23 protein-coding genes are annotated in these 26,495 nt (G+C 67.5%); 16 read left to right on the top strand and 7 right to left on the bottom strand.

All coding sequences use genetic code 11. The features are described 5' to 3' along the window. Positions 1 to 982 (bottom strand): NCS2 family permease (locus QMX85_RS20255; RefSeq protein ID WP_282343929.1); only part of this gene is annotated, 982 nt, incomplete at its 3' end. Positions 983 to 1,245: 263 nt separating this feature from the next. Between QMX85_RS20255 and QMX85_RS20250 the strand changes: the two genes are divergently transcribed. The 6 genes from QMX85_RS20250 to QMX85_RS20225 all read left to right on the top strand — a co-directional run bounded on the left by QMX85_RS20250 (position 1,246) and on the right by QMX85_RS20225 (position 7,673). Continuing rightward, positions 1,246 to 1,797: a DJ-1 family glyoxalase III gene (locus tag QMX85_RS20250; RefSeq protein ID WP_282343926.1), complete on the top strand. Its 552-nt coding sequence runs from the start codon at positions 1,246 to 1,248 to the stop codon at positions 1,795 to 1,797. A 91-nt stretch (positions 1,798 to 1,888) separates the two neighbouring features. After that, positions 1,889 to 2,944: an XdhC family protein gene (locus QMX85_RS20245; protein WP_282343924.1), complete on the top strand. Its 1,056-nt coding sequence runs from the start codon at positions 1,889 to 1,891 to the stop codon at positions 2,942 to 2,944. Then, on the top strand, positions 2,941 to 3,525 hold the full coding sequence (locus QMX85_RS20240) for a nucleotidyltransferase family protein (protein ID WP_282343934.1): 585 nt from the start codon (positions 2,941 to 2,943) through the stop codon (positions 3,523 to 3,525). Before QMX85_RS20245 ends, QMX85_RS20240 begins: the two co-directional genes overlap by 4 nt. Positions 3,526 to 3,937: 412 nt before the next feature. Then, complete coding sequence (locus tag QMX85_RS20235; RefSeq protein WP_282343922.1) at positions 3,938 to 4,459, top strand: (2Fe-2S)-binding protein; 522 nt, start codon at positions 3,938 to 3,940, stop codon at positions 4,457 to 4,459. Further along, positions 4,456 to 5,457 (top strand): xanthine dehydrogenase family protein subunit M, encoded by a 1,002-nt coding sequence (locus QMX85_RS20230; protein ID WP_282343921.1) that lies wholly within the window; start codon positions 4,456 to 4,458, stop codon positions 5,455 to 5,457. Before QMX85_RS20235 ends, QMX85_RS20230 begins: the two co-directional genes overlap by 4 nt. Further along, positions 5,454 to 7,673, top strand: coding sequence for a xanthine dehydrogenase family protein molybdopterin-binding subunit (locus QMX85_RS20225; RefSeq protein WP_282343919.1), 2,220 nt, complete (start codon positions 5,454 to 5,456; stop codon positions 7,671 to 7,673). Before QMX85_RS20230 ends, QMX85_RS20225 begins: the two co-directional genes overlap by 4 nt. Before the next feature lie 290 nt (positions 7,674 to 7,963). On the opposite strand, the gene QMX85_RS20220 is transcribed toward QMX85_RS20225, so the two are convergent. Beyond that, positions 7,964 to 9,226, bottom strand: coding sequence for an MFS transporter (locus tag QMX85_RS20220; RefSeq protein ID WP_282343917.1), 1,263 nt, complete (start codon positions 9,224 to 9,226; stop codon positions 7,964 to 7,966). 149 nt (positions 9,227 to 9,375) lie between these two features. After that, positions 9,376 to 9,732 carry a hypothetical protein gene (locus tag QMX85_RS20215; protein ID WP_282343915.1) on the bottom strand — a complete coding sequence of 119 codons (357 nt, stop codon included), beginning with the start codon at positions 9,730 to 9,732 and terminating at the stop codon, positions 9,376 to 9,378. Positions 9,733 to 10,087: 355 nt separating this feature from the next. Between QMX85_RS20215 and QMX85_RS20210 the strand changes: the two genes are divergently transcribed. The 3 genes from QMX85_RS20210 to QMX85_RS20200 all read left to right on the top strand — a co-directional run bounded on the left by QMX85_RS20210 (position 10,088) and on the right by QMX85_RS20200 (position 14,073). After that, positions 10,088 to 10,591, top strand: coding sequence for a sigma-70 family RNA polymerase sigma factor (locus tag QMX85_RS20210; protein WP_282343913.1), 504 nt, complete (start codon positions 10,088 to 10,090; stop codon positions 10,589 to 10,591). Beyond that, a complete protein-coding gene (locus QMX85_RS20205; protein ID WP_282343911.1) occupies positions 10,588 to 11,541 on the top strand; it encodes a FecR domain-containing protein in 954 nt (317 codons plus the stop codon). The genes QMX85_RS20210 and QMX85_RS20205 overlap by 4 nt, the downstream gene beginning before the upstream one ends. Before the next feature lie 132 nt (positions 11,542 to 11,673). Further along, a complete protein-coding gene (locus QMX85_RS20200) occupies positions 11,674 to 14,073 on the top strand; it encodes a TonB-dependent receptor (RefSeq protein ID WP_282343910.1) in 2,400 nt (799 codons plus the stop codon). A gap of 36 nt (positions 14,074 to 14,109) precedes the next feature. Here the strand turns inward: QMX85_RS20200 and QMX85_RS20195 are convergent, their stop codons facing one another. Continuing rightward, a complete protein-coding gene (locus tag QMX85_RS20195) occupies positions 14,110 to 15,234 on the bottom strand; it encodes a class I SAM-dependent methyltransferase (RefSeq protein ID WP_282343931.1) in 1,125 nt (374 codons plus the stop codon). A 199-nt stretch (positions 15,235 to 15,433) separates the two neighbouring features. On the opposite strand from QMX85_RS20195, the gene QMX85_RS20190 reads away from it, so the two are divergent. From QMX85_RS20190 to QMX85_RS20180, 3 genes are all read left to right on the top strand, one after another. Beyond that, complete coding sequence (locus tag QMX85_RS20190) at positions 15,434 to 17,488, top strand: LTA synthase family protein (protein WP_282343908.1); 2,055 nt, start codon at positions 15,434 to 15,436, stop codon at positions 17,486 to 17,488. A gap of 129 nt (positions 17,489 to 17,617) precedes the next feature. Then, positions 17,618 to 18,394, top strand: coding sequence for a ferredoxin--NADP reductase (locus QMX85_RS20185; RefSeq protein WP_282343906.1), 777 nt, complete (start codon positions 17,618 to 17,620; stop codon positions 18,392 to 18,394). A 165-nt stretch (positions 18,395 to 18,559) separates the two neighbouring features. Further along, positions 18,560 to 20,116 carry a TerC family protein gene (locus QMX85_RS20180; RefSeq protein WP_282343904.1) on the top strand — a complete coding sequence of 519 codons (1,557 nt, stop codon included), beginning with the start codon at positions 18,560 to 18,562 and terminating at the stop codon, positions 20,114 to 20,116. A 58-nt stretch (positions 20,117 to 20,174) separates the two neighbouring features. On the opposite strand, the gene mscL is transcribed toward QMX85_RS20180, so the two are convergent. Both mscL and QMX85_RS20170 read right to left on the bottom strand, forming a co-directional pair. Further along, the gene (gene mscL, locus QMX85_RS20175; RefSeq protein ID WP_282343902.1) at positions 20,175 to 20,609 is read right to left on the bottom strand and encodes a large-conductance mechanosensitive channel protein MscL; all 435 of its coding nucleotides are present in this window, start codon (positions 20,607 to 20,609) and stop codon (positions 20,175 to 20,177) included. A 116-nt stretch (positions 20,610 to 20,725) separates the two neighbouring features. Then, positions 20,726 to 21,472 carry an EAL domain-containing protein gene (locus QMX85_RS20170; RefSeq protein WP_282343900.1) on the bottom strand — a complete coding sequence of 249 codons (747 nt, stop codon included), beginning with the start codon at positions 21,470 to 21,472 and terminating at the stop codon, positions 20,726 to 20,728. Positions 21,473 to 21,627: 155 nt separating this feature from the next. Here QMX85_RS20170 and QMX85_RS20165 point away from each other — a divergent pair, with 155 nt between their 5' ends. Together QMX85_RS20165 and radA are read left to right on the top strand one after the other, a co-directional pair. Next, on the top strand, positions 21,628 to 21,906 hold the full coding sequence (locus tag QMX85_RS20165; RefSeq protein ID WP_282343898.1) for a DUF465 domain-containing protein: 279 nt from the start codon (positions 21,628 to 21,630) through the stop codon (positions 21,904 to 21,906). Positions 21,907 to 22,047: 141 nt separating this feature from the next. After that, positions 22,048 to 23,412 carry a DNA repair protein RadA gene (radA, locus tag QMX85_RS20160; protein WP_282343896.1) on the top strand — a complete coding sequence of 455 codons (1,365 nt, stop codon included), beginning with the start codon at positions 22,048 to 22,050 and terminating at the stop codon, positions 23,410 to 23,412. A gap of 13 nt (positions 23,413 to 23,425) precedes the next feature. Here the strand turns inward: radA and QMX85_RS20155 are convergent, their stop codons facing one another. Next, the gene (locus QMX85_RS20155) at positions 23,426 to 23,794 is read right to left on the bottom strand and encodes a PilZ domain-containing protein (RefSeq protein ID WP_282343895.1); all 369 of its coding nucleotides are present in this window, start codon (positions 23,792 to 23,794) and stop codon (positions 23,426 to 23,428) included. A gap of 324 nt (positions 23,795 to 24,118) precedes the next feature. Here QMX85_RS20155 and QMX85_RS20150 point away from each other — a divergent pair, with 324 nt between their 5' ends. Then, on the top strand, positions 24,119 to 26,185 hold the full coding sequence (locus QMX85_RS20150; RefSeq protein WP_282343893.1) for a carbon starvation CstA family protein: 2,067 nt from the start codon (positions 24,119 to 24,121) through the stop codon (positions 26,183 to 26,185). Positions 26,186 to 26,195: 10 nt separating this feature from the next. Further along, positions 26,196 to 26,399 carry a YbdD/YjiX family protein gene (locus QMX85_RS20145; RefSeq protein ID WP_090226186.1) on the top strand — a complete coding sequence of 68 codons (204 nt, stop codon included), beginning with the start codon at positions 26,196 to 26,198 and terminating at the stop codon, positions 26,397 to 26,399. Positions 26,400 to 26,495: the final 96 nt, after the last annotated feature.

Raw genomic sequence — 26,495 nt, 5'->3', positions numbered from 1 at the left:
GCGCGTCTTGTTCTACACCCCCCGGCGCCCCCGGCGCCCCCCCGCGGGCGCGCCCGCGGGCGCCGGACTCGATGTAGCTGGTGGTGGTCGAGGTGCCGAGCAGTGAGCCGACCATCGCCGCGCTGCTGTCGGCGATCAGCGCGCGGCCCATCTTCGGCATGTAGCCGTCCTTGCGCATCAGGCCGGCCTTCTTCGCCACCGCGATCAGCGTGCCGGAGTTGTCGAACAGGTCGACGAAGAGGAAGGCGAAGATCACGCTGACCAGGCCGATGTCCAGCGCACCGCGGATGTCCAGTTGCAGGAAGGTCGGCGCCAGCGACGGCGGCATCGAGACGAAGCCACCGAAGCTCGAGACGCCCAGGGCGATACCGGCCGCGGTGGTGACGAGGATGCCGATCAGCACCGCGCCGGTCACCTTGCGTGCCTCCAGGGCGACGATCAGGAAGAAGCCAAGGATCGCCAGCACCGCTTCCGGCTTCGCCAGGTCGCCCATGCCCACCAGCGTGGCCGGGTTGGCGACGACGATGCCGGCTTCCTTCAGGCCGATCAGAGCGAGGAACAGGCCGATGCCGGCGGCGATCGCCGAGCGCAGTTCCAGCGGGATGCTGTTGATGATCCATTCGCGGATTCGGAAGATCGAGAGCAGGAAGAACATGCAGGCCGAGAGGAACACCGCGCCGAGCGCCACCTGCCAGGTGTGGCCCATGTGCAGCACCACGGTGTAGGTGAAGAAGGCGTTCAGGCCCATGCCAGGCGCCAGCGCGATCGGGTAGTTGGCGATCAGGCCCATGATCGCCGAGCCGATGGCCGCGGCCAGGCAGGTGGCGACGAAGATCGCGCCCTTGTCCATGCCCGTCTCGCCGAGGATGCTCGGGTTGACGAAGAGGATGTAGGCCATCGTTAGGAAGGTGGTGACCCCGGCGAGGATCTCCGTGCGCACCGTGGTGTTGTGTGCCTTGAGTTGAAAGAGTCGTTCCAGCATGGCGATCTCCCGACGCGCTCTGCAGGCGCGCTTGATGCTCGTGGATGCGGTGCGTGGGCGCCGCGATGGGTTCGGCGGCCTCGGGAAGTTGCCCGGTCGGTCAGCAAAACGGCGCGAATCATAGCAAAACGGTAGCCGAAATTACCGCCCGTGGATCGGCCTGGCGAGCCCGCCGAACGCCGCGTCGGGCGCGTCGCGCGCAAACCCGCGCAGTGCGCCGGGGGAACGCGGTACCCTCGCCCCCTCGACTTCTGGAGGTGCCTATGCCCCGAGCCCTGCTGGCCGTCGCCGACGGCGTGGAAGACCTGGAAACCGTAACCGTCCTCGACGTGCTGCGCCGCGCCGAGATCGAAGTGGTGATGGCCAGCGTGGAGGCGCGGCGGATGTTCACCTGCGCGCGCGGCAGCCGGCTGACCGCCGATGCGATGCTGCTCGATGTGCTGGCGCAGGATTTCGACCTGCTGGTGCTGCCCGGCGGCGCGGTGGGCGCGGAGCGACTCGGCGCGCACCTGCCGCTGGCCGAGCGGGTCCGCCAGCAGGCCGCCGCCGGCCTCGAGTTCGCCGCGATCTGCGCGGCGCCGGCCCTCGCGCTGCAACCCTTCGGCGTGCTCAAGGGGCGGCGGATGACCTGCTACCCCGCGTTCAGCGATCGGCTGTCCGGCTGCGTGTTCGTCGACCAGGCGGTGGTGGTCGACGGCAATCTGACCACGGCCCAGGGCCCGGCGGCGGCGCTGGAGTTCGCCCTGACCCTGGTAGAGCGCCTGGCCGGCAGGGCGGCGCGGCGCAAGGTCGGCGAGGTGATGCTGCTGCGCTGAGCGCCCTGGTCGAACTCGCGTGCGCCCCGGCGGGTCATTGAAGACAGGCCGGCGCTCCGATCGGTATCGAGTGAATGATGAGGCGAAACGAATGGATGGCGTCGATCTGACGGTACTGCGGCGCGCCCGCGACTGGCTCCGCGAAGGCCATGACGTGGTGCTCTACAGCGTGGTGGAAACCTGGGGCAGCGCGCCGCGCCCGGTGGGGTCGCTGCTCGCCCTGCGCGGCGACGGACGGGTCGAGGGTTCGGTGTCCGGCGGCTGCATCGAGGACGACCTGCTGGCGCGCCTGCCGCTGCGGGTCGACGAACAGGCGCGCTGCGCGCTGATCACCTATGGCGTGACGAAGGAGGAGTCGGCGCGTTTCGGCCTGCCCTGCGGCGGCACCCTGCGGCTGGTCCAGGAGCCGCTGCGCGACGCCGGCTGGATCGACGAGCTGCTGCAGCGCTGCGAGGCCCACGAGCGCGTCGCCCGGCATCTGCAGCTGCGCAGTGGCGCCGTGACCCTGGCACCGATCGGCCGCGAGCAGGCGCTGCACTTCGACGGCGAATGCCTGATCGCGCCCTTCGGCCCGGCCTGGCGGCTGCTGTTGATCGGCGCCGGACAGCTGTCGCGCTACGTCGCCGATCTGGCGCACACGCTGGGTTTCGAGGTGCTGATCTGCGACCCGCGCGAGGCCTATGCCCATGACTGGCCGCTGGAGCGGGTGCGCTTCCTGCCCGGCATGCCCGACGACGCCGTGCTCGCCGCCCAGCCGGATGCGCACACCGCCATCGTCGCGCTGACCCACGACCCGCGTCTGGACGACATGGCGCTGCTCACCGCGCTCGGCTCCGAGGCGTTCTACGTCGGCGCGCTGGGATCGCGGGCGAACAACGACAAACGCAAGCAGCGGCTGATTTCCCTGGGTCTCGACGCCGCCGACGTCGGCCGCCTGCACGGCCCGATCGGCCTGCCCATCGGCAGCCGCACGCCAGCGGAAATCGCCCTGTCGCTGATGGCCGAGATCGTCGCCCTGAAGAACGGCGCGCAGGTCGCCCAGCCAGGTCGTCAGACCGGGCTGGATGCGGCGGGGGCTGAGGCTGCGGGGACTGGCGCGGGGACTGGCGCGGCTCGGGCTGACGCGGCGCGACTGAAGTCCGCCTGATGCGAGGTGGCGTTCGTGCCCTGCTGCTCGCCGCCGGCGTGGGCAGCCGCTATCGCGCGCAGAGCGACAGCGACAAGCTGCTGGCGCCGAGCCGGGCAAGCGATCCGCATTCCATGCCGGTGCTGCTGGCCGCGCTGCACACCCTGCAAGGTGTCGCCGAGGAGCTGGTGGTGGTGGTTCGCGCCGACAACGCCGCGCTGATCGAGCGCCTGCGCGGGCAGCCCTGCAGCCTGCTGATGGTGGAAACCAATGGCCTCGGCCACAGCCTGGCGCAGGCGGTGCGCGCGCATCCGGCCGAGCAGGGCTGGCTGGTGGCGCTCGGCGACATGCCCTACGTGCGGCGCGACACGCTGCTGGCGGTGGCGGAGGCGATCCGTCCGCAGGGCCTGGTCGCGCCGGTCTACCAGAACCAGCTCGGCCATCCGCGTGGCATCGGCAGCGCCCATCGCGAGCAACTGCTGGCATTGGACGGCGAACGCGGCGCGCAGACGCTGTTCCAGGGCGACGCGGTGCAGCGCCTGGCCCTGGACGATCCCGCCGTCCTGCGCGACATCGACCGCCCCGGCGACCGGCTCGCCTAGGGCGGGCTCCAGCCTCCCCACGGTCCCAGGTAGGGTGGGCTTAAGCCCACCAGAACGCCCACCTGGGGCATCGACGTGTCGTGGGGCGAAAGCCCAGCCTACGAGGCTGTGGCCCCTCGCGCAGCCCATGTGGTGCGCATGGCGCACCCTACGGCGGTTGCGGAGGCGTTTCGTGTGGGGGCGTGCGCCTGTGTGGTACGTGCGGCGCATCCTGCGGGTGAGGACAGGGTGATTTCGTAGGGTGCGCCACGCGCACCGGCGCATGGCGTTGCGTGAGCCCGCCGGATCGATACCGCTCCTCGCCTGCGCTGAACATTTCCGGACCTGGCTGCGTCGTACCTCCTAGACGCGGAACACCGCGCAGCGAGTGCCCGCCGCCGGGCGCGAATGCAGACCAGACCGTGAGGCACCCATGAGCGCCACCTCCCTTCGCGAGGGCCGCAGCGATCCTGCCGCCCATTCGATTTCCCTCGTTCTCAATGGCCAGCCGCGTCAGCTCGACGTGCTGCCCTGGACCACCGTGCTCGACCTGCTGCGCGAACAGCTCGACCTGACCGGCAGCAAGAAAGGCTGCGACCACGGCCAGTGCGGCGCCTGCACCGTGCTGCTGGACGGCAAGCGGGTGAACGCCTGCCTGACCCTGGCGGTGATGCTCGACGGCCGTGAGCTGACCACCGTCGAAGGCCTCGCCAACGGCGACCAGCTGCATCCGTTGCAGGAGGCCTTCGTCAAGCACGACGCCTTCCAGTGCGGCTACTGCACGCCCGGGCAGATCTGCTCGGCGGTCGGCCTGGCCCGCGAAGGGCGTGCGCAGAGCCGCGACGAGATCAGCGAGCTGATGAGCGGCAACCTCTGTCGCTGCGGCGCCTACAACAACATCCTCGATGCCATCGAGGAGGCGTTGCCGGCCACGCGAGGGGAGGGCGGCGCATGAATCCCTTCGCCTACAGCAAGCCGGCCGCGGTGGACGAGGCGCTGCGCCTCGCCGGGCCGAACGCGCGCTTCATCGCCGGCGGCACCAACCTGCTCGACCTGATGAAGGAAAACGTCACCCGCCCCGAACGGCTGATCGACATCAACGGCCTGCCGCTGCGCGGTATCGACGCCACCGCCAGCGGCGGCCTGCGCATCGGTGCGCTGGTGAGCAACGCCGACCTGGCCTGGGACGCGCGCATCGAGCAGCGCTACCCGCTGCTGGCCCAGGCAATCCTCGCCGGCGCTTCGCCGCAACTGCGCAACATGGCCAGCACGGGCGGCAATCTGTTGCAGCGCACCCGTTGCTACTACTTCTACGATGCCGGCGTGCCGTGCAACAAGCGCGAGCCCGGCAGTGGCTGCCCGGCGAAGGACGGGCTCAACCGCATCCACGCGGTCCTCGGTGCCAGCGACGACTGCGTGGCGGTGAACCCGTCGGACATGTGCGTGGCGCTGGCCGCGCTGGAGGCGGTGGTGATCGTCGCGGGACCGCGGGGCGAGCGGCACATCGATTTCGCCGACTTCCATCGCCTGCCCGGTGACGCGCCGGAACGCGACAACGTGCTGGCCGACGACGAGCTGATCCTCGCCATCGAACTGCCGCCCGAAGGCTTCGCCGCGCACAGCCGCTACCTGAAGGTTCGCGACCGCGCCTCCTACGCTTTCGCCCTGGTGTCCGTCGCCGCGGCGCTTCAGCTGGACGGCGGCAGCATCCGCGCGGCGCGCCTCGCCCTCGGCGGCGTGGCCCACAAGCCGTGGCGCAGGCAGGAGGCCGAGGAGGTGCTGATCGGCAAGCCGGCCAGCGACGAAGCCTTCGCCCTCGCCGCCGATCTGCTGCTCGAAGGTGCCCGTCCGCTGGCGCACAACGGCTTCAAGATCGAACTGGCACGCCGCGCCATCGTCCGCGCACTGGGCGATGCCGCCCATTCCATCCAGCATCAGGGAGGCCGCCCATGAACGCCCACGCCCAACCGGATTCGTCGCCGCTCGGTCGGCCACTGGACCGCGTCGACGGCCCGCTGAAGGTCACCGGTCAGGCGCGTTATGCCGGGGAGTTCAGCGAGACCGGGCTGCTTTACGGCAGCGTGGTATCGAGCACCATCGCCCGCGGCCGCGTGCTGTCCATCGACGGCGCCGCCGCCGAGGCGGTTCCCGGCGTACAGCTGGTGCTGACCCACCTGAACCGCCCGCGCCTGGCGGCCGACGACGACAGCTACGAGGACATGGACTCCGCCGAGGGTTCGGCCTTCCGCCCGCTGTTCAACGACCGCGTGCTCTACAGCGGCCAGCCGCTGGCGCTGGTGGTGGCCGACAACCTGGAGATCGCCCGGCATGCCGCCTCGCTGGTGACCATCGAGTACGCCGCCGAGGCGCACCAGACCGATCTGGTTGCGGCCCTCGACCAGTCTCACGCGGCCCCGGCCGAGCTGCCCGAACCGCGCGGTGACGCCGAGGCCGCGCTGCTCGGCGCCGCATTGAGCATCGAGCTGGAGTACGCGCTGCCCATCGAGCACCACAACCCGATGGAGCCGCATGCCTCGACGGTGCTCTATCAGGACGACGGCAGCCTGCTCATCTACGACAAGACCCAGGGACCGCAGAATAGCCAGCAGTACGTGCAGCACGTATTCCTGCTGGACAAGGAAAAGGTACGCATCCTCGCGCCCTTCGTCGGCGGCGCCTTCGGCTCCGGCCTCCGCCCGCAGTACCAGTTGCCGCTGGCGGTGATGGCGGCGCTGGTGCTGAAGCGCTCGGTGCGGGTGACGCTGACCCGCCAGCAGATGTTCACCTTCGGCTATCGCCCGCGGATGTTGCAGCGCCTGCGCCTGGCGTGCACGGCCAACGGCACGCTGCAGGCGATCACCCACGATGCCTTCGCCCAGACTTCGCGCTTCGAGGACTTCACCGAGCACGTGGTGGAGTGGTCCGGCATGCTTTATCACTGCGACAACGTGCGGCTGGGCTACCAGATGGTCCCGCTGGACGTGTTCACCCCGCTGGACATGCGCGCGCCGGGCGCCACCGAGGGCGTGTTCGCCCTGGAATGCGCGATGGACGAGCTGGCCTGCGCGGCCGCCATCGATCCGTTGCAACTGCGCCTGCTGAATTTCGCTGACACCAATCAGAACGAGGGCAAGCCTTACTCCAGCAAGGAGCTGCGCGCCTGCTACGCGCAGGGCGCCGAGCGCTTCGGCTGGGACCGGCGCTCGATGGAGCCGCGCAGCATGCGCGACGGCCACCAACTGGTCGGCTGGGGCATGGCGACCGGCGTCTGGGAGGCGATGCAGAACCCGGCTAGCGCCAAGGCCGCGTTGGCCGCCGACGGCAAACTGACGGTGAGCAGCGCCACCACCGATATCGGCACCGGCACCTACACGGTGATGACGCAGATCGCCGCCGCCGCGATGGGCCTGCCGGTTGGGCAGGTGGAGTTCAAGCTCGGCGATTCGGGCCTGCCCACCGCGCCGTTGCAGGGCGGCTCGTTCACCGTCTCCTCGGTGGGCACCGCCGTGCAGCAGGCCTGCGCAGCCCTGCAGGGCAAGCTCTTCGAGGTGGCGCAGCGCCTGCCGCAATCGCCGTTCGAAGGGCTGGCGCTGGAGCAGGTCGAGTTCGTCGACGGCCAGCTGCGCCTGCGCGAGTCGCCTGGCACTGCCCTGGCCATCGCCGAGGTGCTCGCTGCCAGCGGCCCGCTGGAAGCCCAGGCCGACGCCAAGCCCGATGAGAAACGCGACAAGTTCGCCACCGCGACGCACTCGGCGGTGTTCGTCGAGGTGAAGGTGGACGAGGCGCTGGGCAGCATTCAGGTCAGCCGGGTGGTCAGCGCCATCGCCGCCGGCCGCGTGGTCAACCCGAAGATGGCGCGCAACCAGATTCTCGGGGGCGTGGTCTGGGGCATCGGCATGGCGCTGCAGGAGGAAACCCAGATCGACCACAACCTGGGGCGCTACATGAATCACAGCCTCGCCGAGTACCACATCCCGGTGAACGCCGACATCCACGATATCGAGGTGATCTTCGTTGAGGAGAACGACGACGTGGTCAACGCGCTCGGCTCGAAAGGTGTTGGCGAAATCGGCATCGTCGGCGTCGCCTCGGCGGTGGCCAACGCCATCTACCACGCCACCGGCAAACGCATCCGCGAGCTGCCGATCACGCTGGACAAGCTGTTGTAGGGCAGTCGTTAGCGTGGTGAAGGTGTTTGCCTGACAGCGCCCGGTGGATCGGTGAAGCGTGAGACCGCTATGCGTAGGGTGCGCCATGCGCACCATGCGGGGCGTGTGGCGCGCGCGGCGCACCCTACGGGTTCACGGCGGCTGTGATGCGCTTTGGTAGGGCGAGTGAAACCCGCGGCTCGGTGTTCGACGGGCATTGGCCTCGCGGATTGCCCCCGCCCTACGGATGACCGTTCTGCGTAGGGTGCGCCATGCGCACCGTTCGGGGTATCTGGTGAGCGCGGCGCACCCTACGGGTTTGGGGGCGAGCCGGCCTGTAGGTGCTCCTCGGCTTTTGGCTCGCGCAACCGGTCGCGGTTGGCGAGGGTCGGGAACAGCTTGATCCAGGCGCCGGTCACCAGCAGCGTGCCGACGCCGCCGAGCACCACCGCCTGGACGGTGCCGAACCAGTGCGCAGTGAGGCCGGATTCGAATTCGCCGAGCTGGTTCGAGGCACCGATGAACAGGCCGTTCACCGCGCTGACCCGGCCGCGCATCTCGTCAGGCGTCTCCATCTGCACGAAGGTGCTGCGGATCACCACGCTGATCATGTCCGCGGCGCCGAGTACGGCAAGCACCGCCAGCGAGAACCAGAACGAGGTTGAAAGGCCGAAGGCGATGGTGGCCACGCCGAACAGGCCGACCGAGGTGAACATCACCCGGCCGACATGGCGCTCGACCGGAAAACGCGCCAGCCAGAACGACATCAGCAGCGCACCCACCGCCGGCGCCGAGCGCAACAGGCCGAGGCCCCAGGGACCGGTGAACAGGATGTCGCGGGCGAACACCGGCAACAGCGCGGTGGCGCCGCCGAGCAGCACGGCAAACAGGTCCAGGGAGATCGCGCCGAGCACGTCGCGACGGCTGCGGATGAAGCGAATGCCGGCCAGCAGCGAATGCAGGGTGGCCTTCTCCTGTTTCATCGGTTGCTGGCGCGCCGGCAGTTGCAGCATCAGCGCCACGGCGACGCCATAGAGCAGCACGGCCGGGCCGTAGACCCAGATCGAGCCGAAGGCGAACAGCAGGCCGCCCAGCGCTGGCGCGATGATGGTCGCCGCCTGCATCGCCGAGCCGGACGCCGCCACCGCCGCCGGGAACAGCGCGGGCGGGATGATGTTCGGCAGCAGCGCCTGGGTGGTCGGCATCTCGAAGGCGCGGGCGGTGCCGAAGAGGAAGGCGATGGCAAAGATCATCTCGCGGGTGACGCTGTCGGTGGCGCTGCCTATCACCAGCGCGAGGGCGGTCAGCCCTTGCAGCGTCTGGCACAGCGCGGCGACCTTGCGCCGGTCGTAACGGTCGGCGACGTGCCCGGTGTGCAGCATGAACAGCACGCGCGGCATGAACTCGAAGAGCCCGACCAGACCCAGGTCGAGGACATTGCCGGTCAGCCCGTAGATGTGCCAGCCGATGGCCACGGTGATCATCTGGAAGGCGCTGGAGGTGAACACCCGGGCGAACCAGAAGGCGAGGAAGGGACGCTGATGGCGAAGGAGCAGCTTGGCGTGGGTGGACATGCGGCGGGTCGCCTCGGAAGCGGGGGCGCAGAGTAGCACGCAGGTAACCGGATGTTTCGGCAGGCCGCCCGACTGCTAGCGAGGGTGCAGATGAACCAAGGGCGCCTCGCGGGGCGCCCTCAGGGGTTGAACGGACTCATGCGGTGTCCTCAGGAAGCGCGGTTGTGCTCGGCATCCTGCTGGGCCACCAGATTTCCCTGGTCGAAGCCGCTCTCGATCAGCGAGGCGCGGTTGTGTTCGGCGTCCTGTTGCGCGACCTGATCACGGTTGGAGGGGGTTTCGATCAGCGAGGCACGGTTGTGCTCGGCGTCCTGTTGGGCGACCTGGTCACGGTTGGAGCGGGTTTCGATCAGCGAGGCACGGTTGTGTTCGGCGTCCTGTTCGGCGACCAGGACCTGTGCGGCCGGGGCAACACCTGCGGTTTGGTTCTGGACGGCAGGCTGTGCGGCGAAAGCGGCGGTGGAGAGGCCGGCGACGATCAGGCTGGCGAGAAGTTGAGTTTTCATGGTGCACCTCGTGTTCGGAAGAAGTCGGTAAGTGAGTACGGTTCCCATGCTAGCGCGACGGATTCGATAAAGAAGATGATCCGTATGATGGTGTATATCGATGCGCTTAATTGTCTAGTTATATTTATATAAAACAAACGGTTAGATCAAATGCGGGCGGTTCTGCGGAGGTCCGTCCAGGCGTGCCACGGACCTTTCCTATCGATCTAAAACATCCATAAATTAGATGTTTTATCCGTGGTCGGACCTCCGAACGGGTACGCGGCTGGGAGGTTGCGCATTGCATCGGTTTTCATTTGAAAATTATTCTCGATAAATATATGGTCCGCCTCTTCCCGAGCCTCGAGTGTTCGACGTGTCGTCGCCCTCCGATTCCCCGTCCCCCGACGGCCAGTTCCAGCGCCATGCCGGCGAGCTGTTGCGTTTTCTCACGCGCCAGCTGAATTGCTCGGAACTGGCGGCGGACCTGCGGCAGGAAACCTGGCTGCGTTTCCGTCGCGCCCAGCCGGGGGAGATCGGTAACCTGCGGGCCTTTCTCTACCGCATCGCGCGAAACCTGGTCATCGACCATCGCCGCCAGCTGGACGCCCGCGCGCCGCAGGAGCCGATGGACGAGCAACTGGAAAGCCCCATTCCCGGACCCGAACGCTACGCCTCCGGCAGCCAGCAACTGGCGCAGTTGCATGCGCTGTTGCAGGAACTGCCGCCGCACGTGCGCAAGGCCCTGCTGTGGAATCGCCTCGACGGGCTGACCCAGCGCGAAATCGGCGAGCGCCTCGGCGTCTCCGAAAGCATGGCCGGGCGTTATATCCTGAGGGCCCTCGAGTACTGCCAGAGCCGCATGGATGACCCGTCATGAATGAGCCCGCCACCCGTGCCCGCGAATGGCTGGTGCTGCTCAACTCCGGCCGCGCCAGCGCCGCCCAGCGCGCCGAAGCGGAAGCCTGGCGCCAGGCGTCGGCGGCGAATGCCGAGGCCTGGAACCGCGCGCAGCGCCTGTGGGGCCTGATCGGCGAACTGGGCAGCAGCGCCGTGGTGGTCGACCCAGCGCCATTGCCCGCGCCACGCCGTCGTTCGCGGCTGGGTTGGGCCGCGCCGCTGGCAGCGGCCGCGTGCCTGGTGATCGCCCTGTGGCTACCGCAGGAACACTGGGTCGGCTGGTACGCCGACATCCACACGGGTGCGGGGCAACTGCGTGAAGTGGCGCTGGAGGATGGCTCGATCCTGATGCTCAACGGCAATACCGCGCTGGACTGGGACATGCACGGTGGCGAGCGCCGCGTTCGGCTGTATCAGGGGCAGGCGGATTTCCAGGTCGCCAAGGATGCCGAGCATCCGTTCATCATTCAGGCAGGGCCGGCGCGCATCCGCGTCACCGGCACGCGCTTCGACGTCAACTACAGCGGCGACCGGGTGCTGCTCTCGGTCACCGAGGGGCGCGTCGAGGCGAGCCAGGACGGGCAGCCGGCGGTGGCGGTGACCGCGCAGCAGCAGGTGCTCTGGCAACACGGCGTGCTGCAGGCGGTCCGGCCGCTGGATGCCAGCCAGGCGCTGGCCTGGCAGCGCGGACGGCTGGTGTTCAGGTCGCAACCGCTGGAAGAGGTGTTCGCCGAGCTCGCGCGTTACCAGGATGGCCGCGTGCTGTTCCTCGACGATCAAGCCCGGCGGCTGGCGGTCACCGGAGTGTTCTCCCGGCAGCAGCCGCAGGCGGTCTTCGACGCCATCGAGGCGACGCTGCCCGTCAGGCTGACCCGCCTTCCCGGCCTCCTGCTGGTCTCCGCCAGCGGCGCGCAGGCCCCAGCCCGATAGCCGGACGCGTCCCGATTTTCGCGGGCGCGAAAAAAAGTGGCGTGCCAGGTTCAGAAAAGAGAGGGCGTTTCGTCTTCCTCCTGCAAATGCGAATTTCTCGCATCGTCCTTTGCAGTGATCAGGAATCGAACCATGCGGCCACATCGCCATCCTCTCGCCCGCGCCCTTCTCGTCGCTCATTTCGCCATCGCCTTGCCGGCCGCCTGGGCCGTGCCGCTGGATGTCCCCGTGCAGAGCCTGGAATCCGCGCTCACCGCCTTTGCCGAGCAGGCCGACATCCGCCTGCTCTACAGCGCCGAGATGACCGACGGCCTGAGCACCGCGCAGCCCCTGCAGGGCGATTACTCCGTGGCCGAAGGCCTGCAGCGCCTGCTGCAAGGCTCCGGGCTGGGCTACCAGGCCGCCGGCGACGGCACCATCACCCTGGTGCGCAACCCGCAGGGCGCGGCCCTGGAACTCGGTACTGCAACCGTTACCGCGCGCTCGGCCGCCGCTGACGGCCTGCCGGAAGCCTACGCCGGCGGCCAGGTAGCCCGCGGCGCGCGCATGGGCATCCTGGGCAACCAGGACATGCAGGACGTGCCGTTCAGCTTCTCCAGCTACACCTCCGAACTGATCGAGAAGCGCCAGGCGCAAACCCTCGGCGACGTGCTCGCCAGCGACCCGGCCGTGCGCCAGTCCTACGGCTTCGGCAACTTTTCGCAGGTCTTCGTGATCCGCGGATTTCAACTCTACTCCGACGACATCGCCTTCAACGGGCTGTACGGGATACTGCCGCGGCAGATCATTTCCGCCGAAGCGGTCGAGCGGGTCGAGGTGTTCAAGGGCGCCAACGCCTTTCTCAACGGCGTGGCGCCCGGCGGCAGCGGCGTGGGCGGGGCGATCAACGTCGTGTCCAAACGCGCCGAAGACACGCCGACGCGCCGTGTGACGCTGGATTACACCAGCGACAGCAAGACGGGCGTCCACCTCGACCTCGGGCGGCGCTTCGGCGAGGACGATCGCTTCGGGGTGCGCGCCAACATTGCCCAGCGCGACGGCGAGTCGGCCGTCGATGGGGAGAACTCGCACTTCACTCTGGCGGCGTTCGGTCTGGACTACCGCGGCGACCGTTTGCGCCTGTCGACCGATTTCGGCTACCAGAAACAGCGCGTCAACGAGGGGCGGTCGGTGGTCTACCTGACTACCGCCGGGCTCGGCGGGAAGGTGCCGAAGGTACCCCACGCCAACGACAACTACTCACAGCCCTGGGCCTACTCCCAGCTGGAAGACACCTACGGCATGTTCAATGCCGAGTACGACCTCGATGACGACTGGACGCTCTACGGCGCCGCCGGTGGCAAGTACACCCGCGAAAATGGCGTGTACTCCTCGCTCTACGTCACCTCGCCGAGCGGAGCCGCGAGGGTCGGGCGCCTGTATTCGCCACTCGACCAGGAGACCTACAGCACGGTGGCCGGATTGCGCGGCAAGCTGATGACCGGGGCAGTCAGCCACCAGCTGAACGTCGCGGTGAACGGCATCTGGCAGGAGAAGCGCAATGCGTTCGAGTCGACCAGCGCGGGCAACCGGCTTCCGGGAAGCCTCTACGACCCATTTCCCAGCCCCGAACCTGACCCGACGATACCGGTCAGCGGCGATATCCACGACCCGGACACCACCGGCAAGGTGAAGAACCGCAGCGCGGCGATCTCCGACACCCTGGGCTTCTTCGACGACCGCGCGTTGCTCACCCTCGGCGTGCGCCGTCAGTCCATCGCGGCGGATGCCTGGAGTGCCGCAAACGGTCTGCGTACCTCCAACTACGACGACAGCATCACCACGCCGGTCTACGGGCTGGTCATCAAGCCCACCGAGTACCTGTCGTTTTACGCCAATCGCATCGAGTCTCTTCAGCAGGGACCTACGGCCCCCGGCGCTTCGAGCAATCCAGCAGGGCAGATGTTCGCGCCCTATCGCAGCAAGCAGATCGAGGCGGGGATCAAGCTCGACTGGGGCACCTACGGCGCCAGCCTCGGGGTTTACCGCATCGAGCAACCGCAGGGAGTCACCGGCCCGGACAACTACTACCGGGTCGATGCCGAACAGCGAAACCGCGGCGTCGAGCTGAGCGTGTTCGGCGAACCGCTGGTCGGGCTGCGTGTCCTGGCCGGGGGCACCTGGAACGATACCGAGCTGAGCGGTACATCCGGGGGCGCGAACGACGGCAATCGTGCGGTCGGGGTCCCGGAGTTCCAGTTCAACCTCGGTGCCGACTGGGACGTGCCGGGCATGCCGGGGGTGAGCGTCAACGGGCTGCTGCTGCGTACCGGCGGCCAGTTCTACGATTCCGCGAACACATTGAGCATTCCGGCCTGGACGCGTATCGATCTGGGCGCGAGCTACCGGTTCACGGTGGAGGCCCGCGACGTCACGCTGCGTGCCGGCCTGGAGAACGTCGCCAACGAGGACTACTGGGCGTCGACCAATGGCGGCTACCTAACCCAGGGTGCGCCGCGCACGCTGAAGGTCTCGGCCACCGTCGATTTCTGAGGTGTTTCCGGCGCCCTTCGTGCGGCGCCGGAGGCGCTACTTGCGCGCCTTGAGGATGACGAACTTGGGCGTCGCCGCGACCTGTTCCACGCCGCGGAACAGGCGCTTGAGCTTGACGTGATAACCCAGGTGGCGGTTGCCGACGATCCACAGTTCGCCGCCCTGCACCAGCGCCGCCTGGGCCTGCTGGAACATCCGCCAGGCGAGGAAGTCGCCGACCGCCTGCTGCTGGTGGAAGGGCGGGTTGCACAGCACCAGGTCGAGCGAATCCGCCGGCTGGCTGGCGAGGCCGTCGTCGGCGCGAATGTCCACCGGGCGCTCACCCAGCGCCGCGCGCCAGTTGTCCGCCGCCGACTGCACGGCCATGTACGACTCGTCCACCAGCGTCAGTTGCGCCTGGGAATTGCCCAGCGCGTAGACGATGCCGAGCACGCCGTTGCCGCAGCCGAGGTCGGCCACGCGCAGTTCGCCCAGTTGCCGCGGCAGGTGCGCGAGGAACGCGCGGGTGCCGATGTCCAGGCCTTCGCGGCAGAACAGGTTGGCGTGGTTGAGCAGTTCCAGCGGCGGCTGCTCCAGGCGGTAGCGGCTGGGGTAGGGCGAGCGTGGCTCAGCTTTCTGCTCCGGCGTAGCGAACAGCAGCCGCGCCTTCTTCACCGCCAGCGAGGCCTGCAGCGGGCCGATGTATGTCTCCATCAGCTCGCCGGCGGCGCGGGGCAGGTGCTTGATCATCGCCCCGGCGACGACCCGCGCCCCCGGCGCCAACTGGTGGTGCAGGCGAATCAGCTGTTCTTCGAGCAGCGCCAGGGTCTTCGGCACGCGGATCAGCACCCAGTCGAACGGACCTTCGGCGCGCTGGCTGGCGGGTACGAACGCGACGGCGTCGGCGGGCATGTCATTGCGGGCGAGGTTTTTCTGCAGTGCCAGGTGGCCCAGGTGCGAATCGCCGCTGCTGACCACGCTGGCCTTGCCGGCCAGGGAGCAGGCGAGGGCGCCGAAACCGTCGTTGAGCAGCAGCACCCGGGCGTCCGCCGCCAGCCCCTGCTGGTGCAGGTGGTTCAACAGGTACTCGTCGGCGGCATCGAAGGCCTGCAGCGGCTCGTGGTTCTGCTCCGGCTGACGGATCAGCTCGAGTCGGGCGAAGGGCGTGGTGAAGGTGTTCATCGGCGGATCGCGGGCGCTGGCGGCTGGGCCCGGCATTCTACCTGCAAGCGACGCCGGCTGAAGCGCCCGGTACCTGCTTCATTTGACGCGTCTTTCACATCGGCTTGACCTGGCGTTGATGAGGGCGCGGCTAGGATGCGCGCGCCCGGCTCCCTCGCCGGACGCCTCCCACCTGTCGCCGTACCCACAGGAAGTGTCCATGCCGTTGTCGTCATCCCGTTCCCGCCTGCCCGCGCCGCGCGCCTCCATCGCCCGTCACCTGGCGTTCACCCTGGGGAGCGGGCTCGTCCTGCTCGTCCTCTATTCGCTGCTGCGCGTGGCCTTGCTGGTGTACAACCGCGAGCTGATCGGCAGCGCGACGCCCGAGATGTTCGGCGAGGCCTTCTTCAATGGCCTGCGTTTCGACCTGCGCCTGGCGGTGTACGCCTGCGCGCCGCTGGTGCTGTGTCTGCTGTGGGCGCCGGCGATGCGCCTGCGCGGGGCGATGCGCGCCTGGCTGGTGCTGTTCGCCAGCCTCACGCTGTTCCTCGGTCTGCTGGAGATGGACTTCTACCGCGAGTTCCACCAGCGCCTCAACGCGCTGGTGTTCCAGTACCTGCAGGAAGACCCGACCACCGTCGCCAGCATGCTCTGGCACGGCTTTCCGGTGGCGCGCTACCTGCTGGCCTGGGCGCTGGGAACGCTGCTGCTGGCTTGGCTGTTCAAGCGCCTGGACCTGGCGACCCGCGCCGCGCCGCAGACGTCGGGCCGGCGCGCCGCCTGGTACTGGCGCCTGCCGGTGTTCGCGCTGTGCCTGGTGGTCTGCGTGATCGCCGCGCGCGGCAATCTGCGCCAGGGGCCGCCACTGCGCTGGGGCGATGCCTACACCACCGAATCGATGTTCGTGAATCACCTCGGCCTGAACGGCACCCTGACCCTGGTGGACGCCGCCAAACACAGCTTTTCCTCGCACCGGCAGAACGCCTGGAAGGCCAGCCTGTCCGCGGATAGGGCCCTGCAGGTGGTGCGCGAGATGCTGCTGACGCCCAACGACCGCCTGGTCGATGCCGACAGCGCCGCGCTGCGTCGCGACACCACGCCGCCGCAAGCCGGCACGCTGCCGATCCGTAACGTGGTGGTGATCCTGCTGGAGAGCTTCGCCGGGCGTTACGTCGGCGCGCTGGGCGAGCCGGGCAACATCACGCCGAACTTCGACCGCCTGGCGAAGGAGGGGCTGCTGTTCACCCGTTTCTTCTCCAACGGCACCCACACCCATCAGGGGATGTTCGCCACCATGGCCTGCTTCCCCAACCTGCCGGGCTTCGAATACCTGATGCGCATGCCGGAGGGCGCGCACCGCTTCTCCGGGTTGCCGCAGCAGCTGAATGCCCGCGGTTATCGCGACGTGTACGTCTACAACGGCAATTTCCAGTGGGACAACCAGTCCGGGTTCTTCAGCAACCAGGGCATGAGCCGCTTCGTCGGCCGCGAGGATTTCGTCGACCCGGTGTTCATCGACCCGACCTGGGGGGTGTCCGACCAGGACATGTTCGATCGCGGCGCCGAGGAACTGCTCAAGCTGGGCAGTGACGGAAAACCCTTCTACGCGTTGTTGCAGAGCCTTTCCAACCACACGCCTTACGCCTTGCCCAAGGACCTGCCGGTGGAGCCGGTCACCGGGTTCGGCTCGAACGATCTGCACCTCACCGCGATGCGCTACGCCGACTGGGCGCTGGGCCAGTTCTTCGAGAAGGCGCGCAAGGCGCCGTACTTCAAGGACACCCTGTTCGTGGTGCTCGGCGACCACGGTTTCGGCAGCACCGAACAGCTCACCGAAATGGACCTGTTCCGCTTCAACGTGCCGCTGCTGCTCATCGGGCCGGGCGTGCAGGAGAAGTTCGGCAGCCTGCGCGATACCGTCGGCACGCAGATCGACGTGGTGCCCACCATCATGGGCCGGCTCGGCGGCACCACCCGCCAGCAGTGCTGGGGCCGCGACCTGCTCAACCTGCCGGCCGGCGACCAGGGCATCGGCATGATCAAGCCGTCCGGCGGTGAACAGACCGTGGCGCTGGTGAAGGGCGGGCAGATCCTCGTGCAGCCGCGCGACCTGCCGGCACGGCTGTACGACTACCGGCTCGGCCACGATGCGAAGGTCAGCCTGGCCACCGATACGGCGGCCGAAACGCAGATGAAGAGCACCCTCGACGCCTTCATCCAGACCGCTACCCGCAGTCTCAAGGAGAACACCGCCGGCGCCGTCGGCCAGCCGTAAGTCGCGGGCGCGCTCCGGCGCAGAGGCGGAACCTATGCCTCTGCGCAGCCTATACACCTGCCGCCCGCCGGTGTTTATGCCGGTGGCAATGCGCGACACTAGGCGCGCATTGCCAGACGAGAGCGAGCCATGACCGCCAGCGACGACAAGTTCACCCGCCAGACGCTGCTCGAGGTGCAGCCACTGACCCCGAGTCTGTTCAGCCTGCGCACCACGCGCGATCCAGGTTTCCGCTTCCGCGCCGGGCAGTTCGCCCGGCTCGGCGTGACCAAGGCCGACGACAGCACGGTGTGGCGGGCCTACTCCATGGTCTCGGCGCCGCACGACGAATTCCTCGACTTCTTCTCCATCGTCGTGCCGGGCGGCGAGTTCACCAGCGAGCTGAGCCGCCTGCGGGTCGGCGACGAGCTGCTGGTGGACAAGCAGGCCTTCGGTTTCCTTACCCTCGATCGCTTCGTCGACGGCCGCGACCTCTGGCTGCTGGCCACCGGCACCGGCGTCGCGCCGTTCGTCTCGATCCTCCAGGACTTCGAGGTGTGGGAGCGCTTCGAGCGGATCTTCCTCGTCTACAGCGTCCGCGAGGCGCGCGAGCTGGCCTACCGCGAGCTGATCGCCGGTCTCGCCGGCCGCGACTACCTGCAGGAGCATGCGCACAAGCTGCGCTTCATCCCGGTGGTTACCCGCGAGGCGCATCCCGGCGCACTGCAGGGGCGCATCACCACGCTGATCGAGAACGGCGAGCTGGAGCGCGCTGCCGGAGAAACGCTGCAGCCGGGGCATTCGCGGGTGATGCTGTGCGGCAATCCGCAGATGATCGAGGACACCCGCGCGCTGCTGAAAGCCCGCGACATGCAGCTCTCGCTGAGCCGCCGTCCTGGGCAGGTGGCGGTGGAGAACTACTGGTAGCGGCGAACGCGCTGTTACGTTTTTCTGCTTAGCGTTCGCCGCGCCCGCCACTAGCATCTGGATTCCTTTCCCTGGAATCCGCCCCTCGATGGACAGTGACTTACCCCGCCGGACCCTTTACCGATCGCCCTTCCACCCCTTCGCTCGCCGCGGAGGATCGTACTGATGGAATGGATCGCCGATCCAACGGCCTGGCTGGGCCTGCTCACGCTGATCGTCCTGGAAATCGTCCTGGGCATCGACAACCTGGTGTTCATCGCCATCCTCGCCGACAAGCTGCCCCCCGAGCAGCGCGACCGCGCGCGGCTGATCGGCCTGTCGCTGGCGCTGATCATGCGATTGGGCCTGCTGGCCAGCATTTCCTGGCTGGTCACCCTCACCGCACCGCTGTTCGAGGTCTACGGTCACGCGTTTTCCGGACGCGACCTGATCATGCTGTTCGGCGGTATCTTCCTGCTGTTCAAGGCGACCATGGAGCTGCACGAGCGCCTCGAGGGGCGCACCCACGTGCAGCAGGGCGCGCGTGCCTACGCGGCCTTCTGGCCGGTGGTAGCGCAGATCGTCGTGCTCGATGCGGTGTTCTCGCTGGACGCGGTGATCACCGCGGTGGGGATGGTCGAACACCTGCAGGTGATGATGATCGCCGTGGTGATCTCCATCGGCCTGATGATCATCGCCAGCAAGCCGCTGACCACCTTCGTCAACGCCCACCCGACGGTGATCATGCTGTGCCTGGGCTTCCTGATGATGATCGGCTTCAGCCTCACGGCCGAAGGTCTGGGTTTCCACATTCCCAAGGGCTACCTGTACGCGGCGATCGGCTTCTCGATCCTCATCGAGCTGTTCAATCAGCTCGCCCGCTGGCGCCGCAAGCGCCATCTGCAGGGCCGCCGCAACATCCGCGAACGCACCGCCCACGCCGTGCTGCGCCTGCTCGGCGGGCGCCGGCTGGAGGCCGAGGAGGTCGACGAGGAGATCGCCGACATGCTCGATGCCGGCGACGGCGAGGCGGCGCTGTTCGGCCGCCGCGAGCGGGTGATGATCAGCGGCGTGCTGAACCTCGCCGAACGCTCGATCCGCACGGTGATGACCGACCGCATGCGCGTCGCCCACCTCGACCTGCTGGCGCCGCCGGAGGAGCAGCGTCGCAGGCTGCTGGATTCCCCCTATTCGCGCCTGGTGGTGGCGCGCGGCGCGGCCATCGACGAGCCGCTGGGCTACGTGCAGAAGAAGGAATTGCTGCGCGAGCTGCTGCAGGGCGAACAGCCCGATATCGAGCGCCTGGTGCGCGTGCCGATCAACCTGCCGGAGAGCTGCTCGGTGCTCAACGCGCTGGAGCAGATGCGCCAGGCATCCACCCACGCGGCCTTCGTGGTCAACGAGTTCGGCCATTTCGAGGGGCTGCTGACGCTCACCGACATCCTCGAGTCGATCGCCGGCGAGCTACCGGATGCCAGTGAAGTGCAGGGGCCGGACATCCTCGAGGCGGACGACGGCTATCAGGTCAGCGGCGCGCTGAACCTGGCGGTGCTGCGCCGGCGCCTGGGCTTCCAGGCCAGCGCCACCGACGATTACCAGACCCTCGCGGGCCTGGCGATGAGCCTGCTCGATCGCCTGCCGGTCAGCGGCGACCGGCTCGAGTACGCGGGCTGGCAACTGCGCGTGCTGGAGGTGAAGGACCGGCGCATCGCCCGGCTGGAGCTGCGTCCGCCGGCAGCCTGAGTCTCCACGTATGAAAACGGCGCCCGAGGCGCCGTTTTCATTTCATAGGAGGACTGGCTCAGAGCGGCGGTTTCGTGTCGATCGCCGGGCTGCGCTGCTCCTTGAGGATGTCGCGAATCTCGGTCAGCAGCACCTCTTCCTTGGTCGGGGCCGGCGGCGCGGCCGGTTTGACCTCTTCGTGCTTGCGCAGCTTGTTCATCATCTTGACCGCCATGAAGATCGCGAAGGCGACGATCAGGAAGTCGAACACCGTCTGGATGAATTTCCCGTACGCCAGCACCACCGCGGGCGCATCGCCTTGCGCCGGTTTGAGGATCACCGCCAGGTCGGAAAAATCCACGCCGCCGATCAGCAGGCCCAGCGGCGGCATGACCACGTCGCCGACGAACGACGAGACGATCTTGCCGAACGCGGCGCCGATGATGATGCCGACGGCCATATCGACGACGTTGCCTTTCATGGCGAATGACTTGAACTCTTGGACAAAGCTCATGGGCTGCTCCTTATGATCGGGGAAACGGATTCTCCGCACCCGGGGCGATGGGTCCGGGCGCGGACATGCAAGGTGTTAAGAGGGACTGCACTCCAGGCCCGGCAGTTCCGGTGGAGTTAAGGCCAGTTTACATCGGGAAGCGCCTCGAAGGCCGGTTTGGCGAACAGATAGCCCTGGTAGAGGTAGATTCCCATCGCCTTGAGCGCGGCATATTCGCCGGCAGTTTCCACGCCTTCCGCGATCAGCCCGATACGCAGTTTGCGGCAGATCTGCGCCACGCTTTCCACCAGCACCTGGCGCACGGCGTCGCCGTCGATGCCGCGCAGCAGCTGCATGTCCAGCTTGATCAGGTCGGGCTGGAAGTCGGCGAGCAGATTAAGGTGCGCATAGCCGGCGCCGAAGTCGTCGATGGCGGTGGAGAAACCCATCTTGCGATACGCGCGCAGGATGCCGGCCAAGTGGTCGAGGTCCTGCACCTGTTCCTGCTCGGTGACCTCGAAGATGATCCGCTGCACCGGGAAGTCCAGCTGGCGGGCGGTTTCCAGGGTCGCGCGGATGCAGGTCTCGGCCTTGTACACGGCGTTGGGCATGAAGTTGATCGACAGCTTCCCCGGCAACGGCAGCCGGGCCGCCTGGCGCAGCGCGGTGATCCGGCACAACTGGTCGAAACCGTAGCGGTTGGAGGCGTCGACCTGCTGCAGCACGCTACCCGCCCCCTCGCCGGCGGGGCCGCGCACCAGGGCTTCGTGGGCGAAAATGCTACGGTCTCGGATGTCGATTATCGGCTGGAAGGCCATGCTCACCGGCCGCTCGAAAGTCTCTCCTTCGCGACAGGCGGTGCAGCGTGAGAGGTCGTTGTTCATCGGGGCTCCAGGGGCGGCGAGCAGTCATTCCGGTAGACGCGGAGGGCTGCGACAAATTCACTTGCAGAGGGCTTGAATGGGTTTGATCGGGGTCAAGGGCGGACGGGTAGCGGTGGTTTACGTTGCGCCAAATTTTCAACTATGGAAGCGCAATCATGCACATCGAATACTATTCTCAGCCCAGTGAGTTCGATCGGCAACGTTCCGATTCCCTGAAACTGCGCAAGGCCAACCCGCGTTTCGCCCGCCTGGCCGACCAGTTCGACGACGTCGACAAGCGCATCCTGCGCGTCGAGAGCGGCGTCGAGAAACTCGATGACACCCAGCTTTCTGCATTGAGGATGCAGCGCGTTGGCCTGCAGAAGGACCTCAGCAGCCAGTTGCGCAAAGCCGCCGGCGAGTGCTGCAACTGCGGCAAGGCCTGCAGCGCCTGATTCCAGCGCAAGCCTCCCTCCAGCCCGGACCGAGCGATCGATCCGGGCTTTTTTGTGGCCGGAGATTGCCTGCCGGCCCTGCGCGCGGTCGAGGCATGCGCAGCGGTTATGATGGCGCATTCTTTTTCGCGGGAGTTCTCCATGGCCAAGGCCAAGCGCATGTACGGCTGCACCGAGTGCGGCGCCACTTTCCCCAAATGGGCCGGCCAGTGCGCGGAATGCAATGCCTGGAACACGCTGGTGGAAACCATGGTCGAGGGCGCACCGGCCTCGTCCTCCGGGCGTGCCGGCTGGGCCGGTGAACAGGCCCAGCTCAAGACCCTGGCCGAAGTCAGCATCGAGGAAATGCCGCGTTTCTCCACCGCCTCCGCGGAGCTCGACCGGGTGCTCGGCGGTGGCCTGGTGGACGGCTCGGTGGTGCTGATCGGCGGCGATCCGGGTATCGGCAAGTCGACCATTCTGCTGCAGACACTGTGCAACATCGCCGCGCGGTTGCCTGCGCTGTACGTCACCGGTGAGGAATCGCAGCAGCAGGTGGCGATGCGCGCGCGGCGCCTGGAGCTGCCGCAGGACAAGCTCAAGGTGATGACCGAAACCTGCATCGAGTCGATCATCGATACCGCGCGGCGCGAGCGGCCCAAGGTGATGGTGATCGATTCGATCCAGACCATCTACACCGAGCAGCTGCAATCGGCGCCCGGCGGCGTCGCCCAGGTCCGCGAGAGCGCGGCGTTGCTGGTGCGTTTCGCCAAGCAGAGCGGCACGGCGATCTTCCTGGTCGGCCACGTCACCAAGGAGGGTGCGCTGGCCGGGCCGCGCGTGCTGGAGCACATGGTGGATACCGTGCTGTATTTCGAGGGCGAGTCCGACGGCCGCCTGCGCCTGCTGCGCGCGGTGAAGAACCGCTTCGGCGCGGTCAACGAACTGGGCGTGTTCGGCATGACCGACAAGGGACTGAAGGAAGTTTCCAACCCCTCGGCGATCTTCCTCACCCGCGCCCAGGAGGCGGTGCCCGGCAGCGTGGTGATGGCCACCTGGGAAGGCTCGCGGCCGATGCTGGTGGAGGTGCAGGCGCTGGTCGACACCAGCCACCTGGCCAACCCTCGGCGAGTCACCCTCGGCCTCGACCAGAACCGACTGGCGATGCTGCTCGCCGTGCTGCACCGGCACGGCGGCATCCCGACCTATGATCAGGACGTGTTCATCAACGTGGTGGGCGGGGTGAAGGTGCTGGAGACGGCGGTCGACCTGGCGCTGATGGCCGCGGTCATCTCCAGCCTGCGCAACCGGCCGCTGGAGCATGACCTGCTGGTGTTCGGCGAGGTCGGCCTGTCCGGCGAGATCCGCCCAGTGCCGAGCGGTCAGGAGCGCCTGAAGGAAGCCGCCAAGCATGGCTTCAAGCGCGCCATCGTGCCGCGCGGCAATGCGCCGAAAGAGGCGCCGCCGGGCTTGCAGGTGATCGCGGTGACGCGCCTGGAGCAGGCGCTGGATGCGTTGTTCGAATAGACGGGCGGCGGCCTTACACCCCGCCCAGAGCCGCCAGCTCGCGCTCGAGCAGGGCTTCGTCGCCGAGGTTCAGTTCGACCAGCCGGCGCAGGTGGCTGATGGAGTCGAGGTCGATGTGCTGGCAGATGAATCCCAGATAACCGCCCTGTTCTCGGGCCAGGCGCATTTCCATGTGCACCTGGATATCGCCACCCAGGTCGATCAGCGCGCGGAACGGCTGTTCCGGATCGCCTGACCAATGAGCCGGCTGCTTTATCAGCAGCCCATGCAGGGACACGTCCTGTAATGCGCCCACCCAGCGCTGATCGCCCTGGGCAATCTCGGTCACGGCGTCGAATGCGATGCGCTGGAAACGCCGACGTTCGTTGTTATCGCTAGTCATCTCGGACTCCTCGGTTTTCCACACTATAGCGACCCTGCGGGCAACCTGCGCGGCCGGTCGATCGCGGGTGTGAACGGTGCCGCGTGCCTTCCATCCGAATGGACCTCGCGGTGGCTCAAGGGCGGGGCTCGCGGATCATCGGAAAGGCTTGTGCTCCGCGCCCAGGCCGGCAACACTTCGGCCCGTCGTTTCGCTTACTGGCAACAGGCGCGAGCGACAGCCAGGATCATGCTGCCGCGCGTAGCGATTTGGTCGAATAGGGATTTATTCGGGCCGGGTCTAGACTGTTGCGGCAGTCGTCAGTTCTCTCGTTGGGAGTCCCTCATGAACAATAACAATAGCCTCCTGCGCCATCTGCCCTGGGCAGTGCTGGCCGTGGTGGGGGCGTGTGCCCTTGGTGTCGTGGCCCTGCGCCGCGGTGAAGCCATCAATGCCTTGTGGATAGTCGTGGCGGCGGTCGCCCTCTATCTGGTCGCCTACCGCTACTACAGCCTGTTCATCGCCAATCGTGTGATGCAGCTGGACCCGACCCGCGCGACGCCGGCGGTGCTCAACAACGACGGTCTGGACTACGTTCCGACCAACAAGCACATCCTCTTCGGTCACCATTTCGCCGCCATCGCCGGCGCCGGCCCGCTGGTCGGCCCGGTGCTCGCGGCGCAGATGGGCTACCTGCCCGGCACGCTCTGGCTGATCGCCGGCGTGGTCCTCGCCGGCGCGGTGCAGGACTTCATGGTGCTGTTCATTTCCACCCGTCGTAACGGCCGCTCGCTGGGCGAGATGGTGCGCGAGGAAATGGGCCAGGTGCCCGGCACCATCGCGCTGTTCGGCTGCTTCCTGATCATGATCATCATCCTCGCGGTGCTCTCGCTCATCGTGGTGAAAGCGCTGGCCGAAAGCCCGTGGGGCATGTTCACCGTGATGGCGACCATCCCGATCGCGATGCTCATGGGCCTCTATATGCGCTACATCCGTCCGGGCCGCATCGGTGAGATCTCGGTGGTCGGCGTGATCCTGCTGCTTGGCTCGATCTGGCTTGGCGGGCAGATTGCCGCCAGCCCCGAATGGGCGCCGCACTTCACCTTCACCGGCGTGCAGATCACCTGGATGCTGATCGGCTATGGTTTCGTCGCCGCGGTGCTGCCGGTCTGGCTGATCCTCGCACCGCGCGACTACCTGTCCACCTTCCTCAAGATCGGCACCATCTTCGCGCTGGCCATCGGCATCCTGGTGGTCATGCCCGAGCTGAAAATGCCCGCGCTGACCCAGTTCACCGACGGCACCGGCCCGGTGTGGAAGGGCACCCTGTTCCCGTTCCTCTTCATCACCATCGCCTGCGGCGCGGTGTCCGGCTTCCATGCGCTGATCTCTTCGGGCACCACGCCGAAGCTGCTGGCCAACGAATCCCACGCCCGCTACATCGGTTACGGCGGCATGCTGATGGAGTCCTTCGTCGCCATCATGGCGATGGTCGCCGCGTCGGTGATCGAGCCGGGCGTGTACTTCGCCATGAACAGCCCCGCGGCGGTGGTCGGCGGTGACGTTCAGGCGGTTGCCGCGACGGTCAGCAGCTGGGGCTTCGCCATCACCCCGGAGGCCTTGCAGGCGGTCGCCCACGACATCGGCGAGAACACCATCCTGGCCCGCGCCGGCGGTGCGCCGACCCTGGCCGTGGGGATCGCGCAGATTCTCCACAGCGTGCTGCCGGGCGAGAACACCATGGCGTTCTGGTACCACTTCGCGATCCTCTTCGAGGCGCTGTTCATCCTCACCGCGGTGGATGCCGGCACCCGTGCCGGGCGCTTCATGCTGCAGGACCTGCTGGGGAACTTCGTGCCGGCGCTGAAACGCACCGAGTCCTGGGCCGCCAACGTCATCGCCACCGCAGGTTGCGTGGCGATGTGGGGCTGGCTGCTGTATCAGGGCGTGATCGATCCGCTGGGCGGCATCAACACCCTGTGGCCGCTGTTCGGCATCTCCAACCAGATGCTCGCCGGTATCGCGCTGATGCTCGGCACCGTGGTCCTGATCAAGATGAAGCGCCAGCGGTACGCCTGGGTACCTATGCTCCCGGCCTTGTGGCTGCTGATCTGCACCACCACCGCCGGTCTAATCAAGCTGCTCGACCCGAACCCGGCCATCGGTTTCCTGGCCCTGGCGAAGAAGTACCAGACCGCGCTGGACGCCGGCCAGGTCATCGCGCCAGCCAAGGACATCACGCAGATGCAGCACGTGATCTTCAACGCCTACACCAACGCGACCCTGACCGTGCTGTTCCTGTTCGTCGTGCTCAGCGTGCTGTTCTACGCGATCAAGGTGGGCCGCGCCGCCTGGGTCAAGCCCGAGCGCAGCGACCGCGAGGCTCCGTTCCAGCCGATCCCGGACGCTTGAGGAGACGCCCATGTTCAATGACCTGAGTCGTATGGGGAAATACCTCGGGCAGGCCGCCCGGATGCTGGTCGGCATGCCCGACTACGACACCTACGTCGCGCACATGGGCAGCAAGCATCCCGATCTGCCGGTGATGAGCTACGAGGCGTTCTTCCGCGAACGCCAGGAGGCGCGCTACGGCGGCGGCAAGGGGCGACCCATCCGCTGCTGCTGAGCCCGCCGCGCCAGGCCGCGTGCCTGGCGCGACCGGCGATTCCGATGTATCCGCGCGCCCCGCCACGTCGTGGCGGGGTCTTTTTAAGGGTGGGTA

The sequence above is a fragment of the Pseudomonas sp. PS02288 genome, from assembly GCF_029959715.1.
GTDB lineage: Bacteria > Pseudomonadota > Gammaproteobacteria > Pseudomonadales > Pseudomonadaceae > Pseudomonas_O > Pseudomonas_O kuykendallii.
This window is presented reverse-complemented; position numbering and strand designations above follow the sequence as displayed.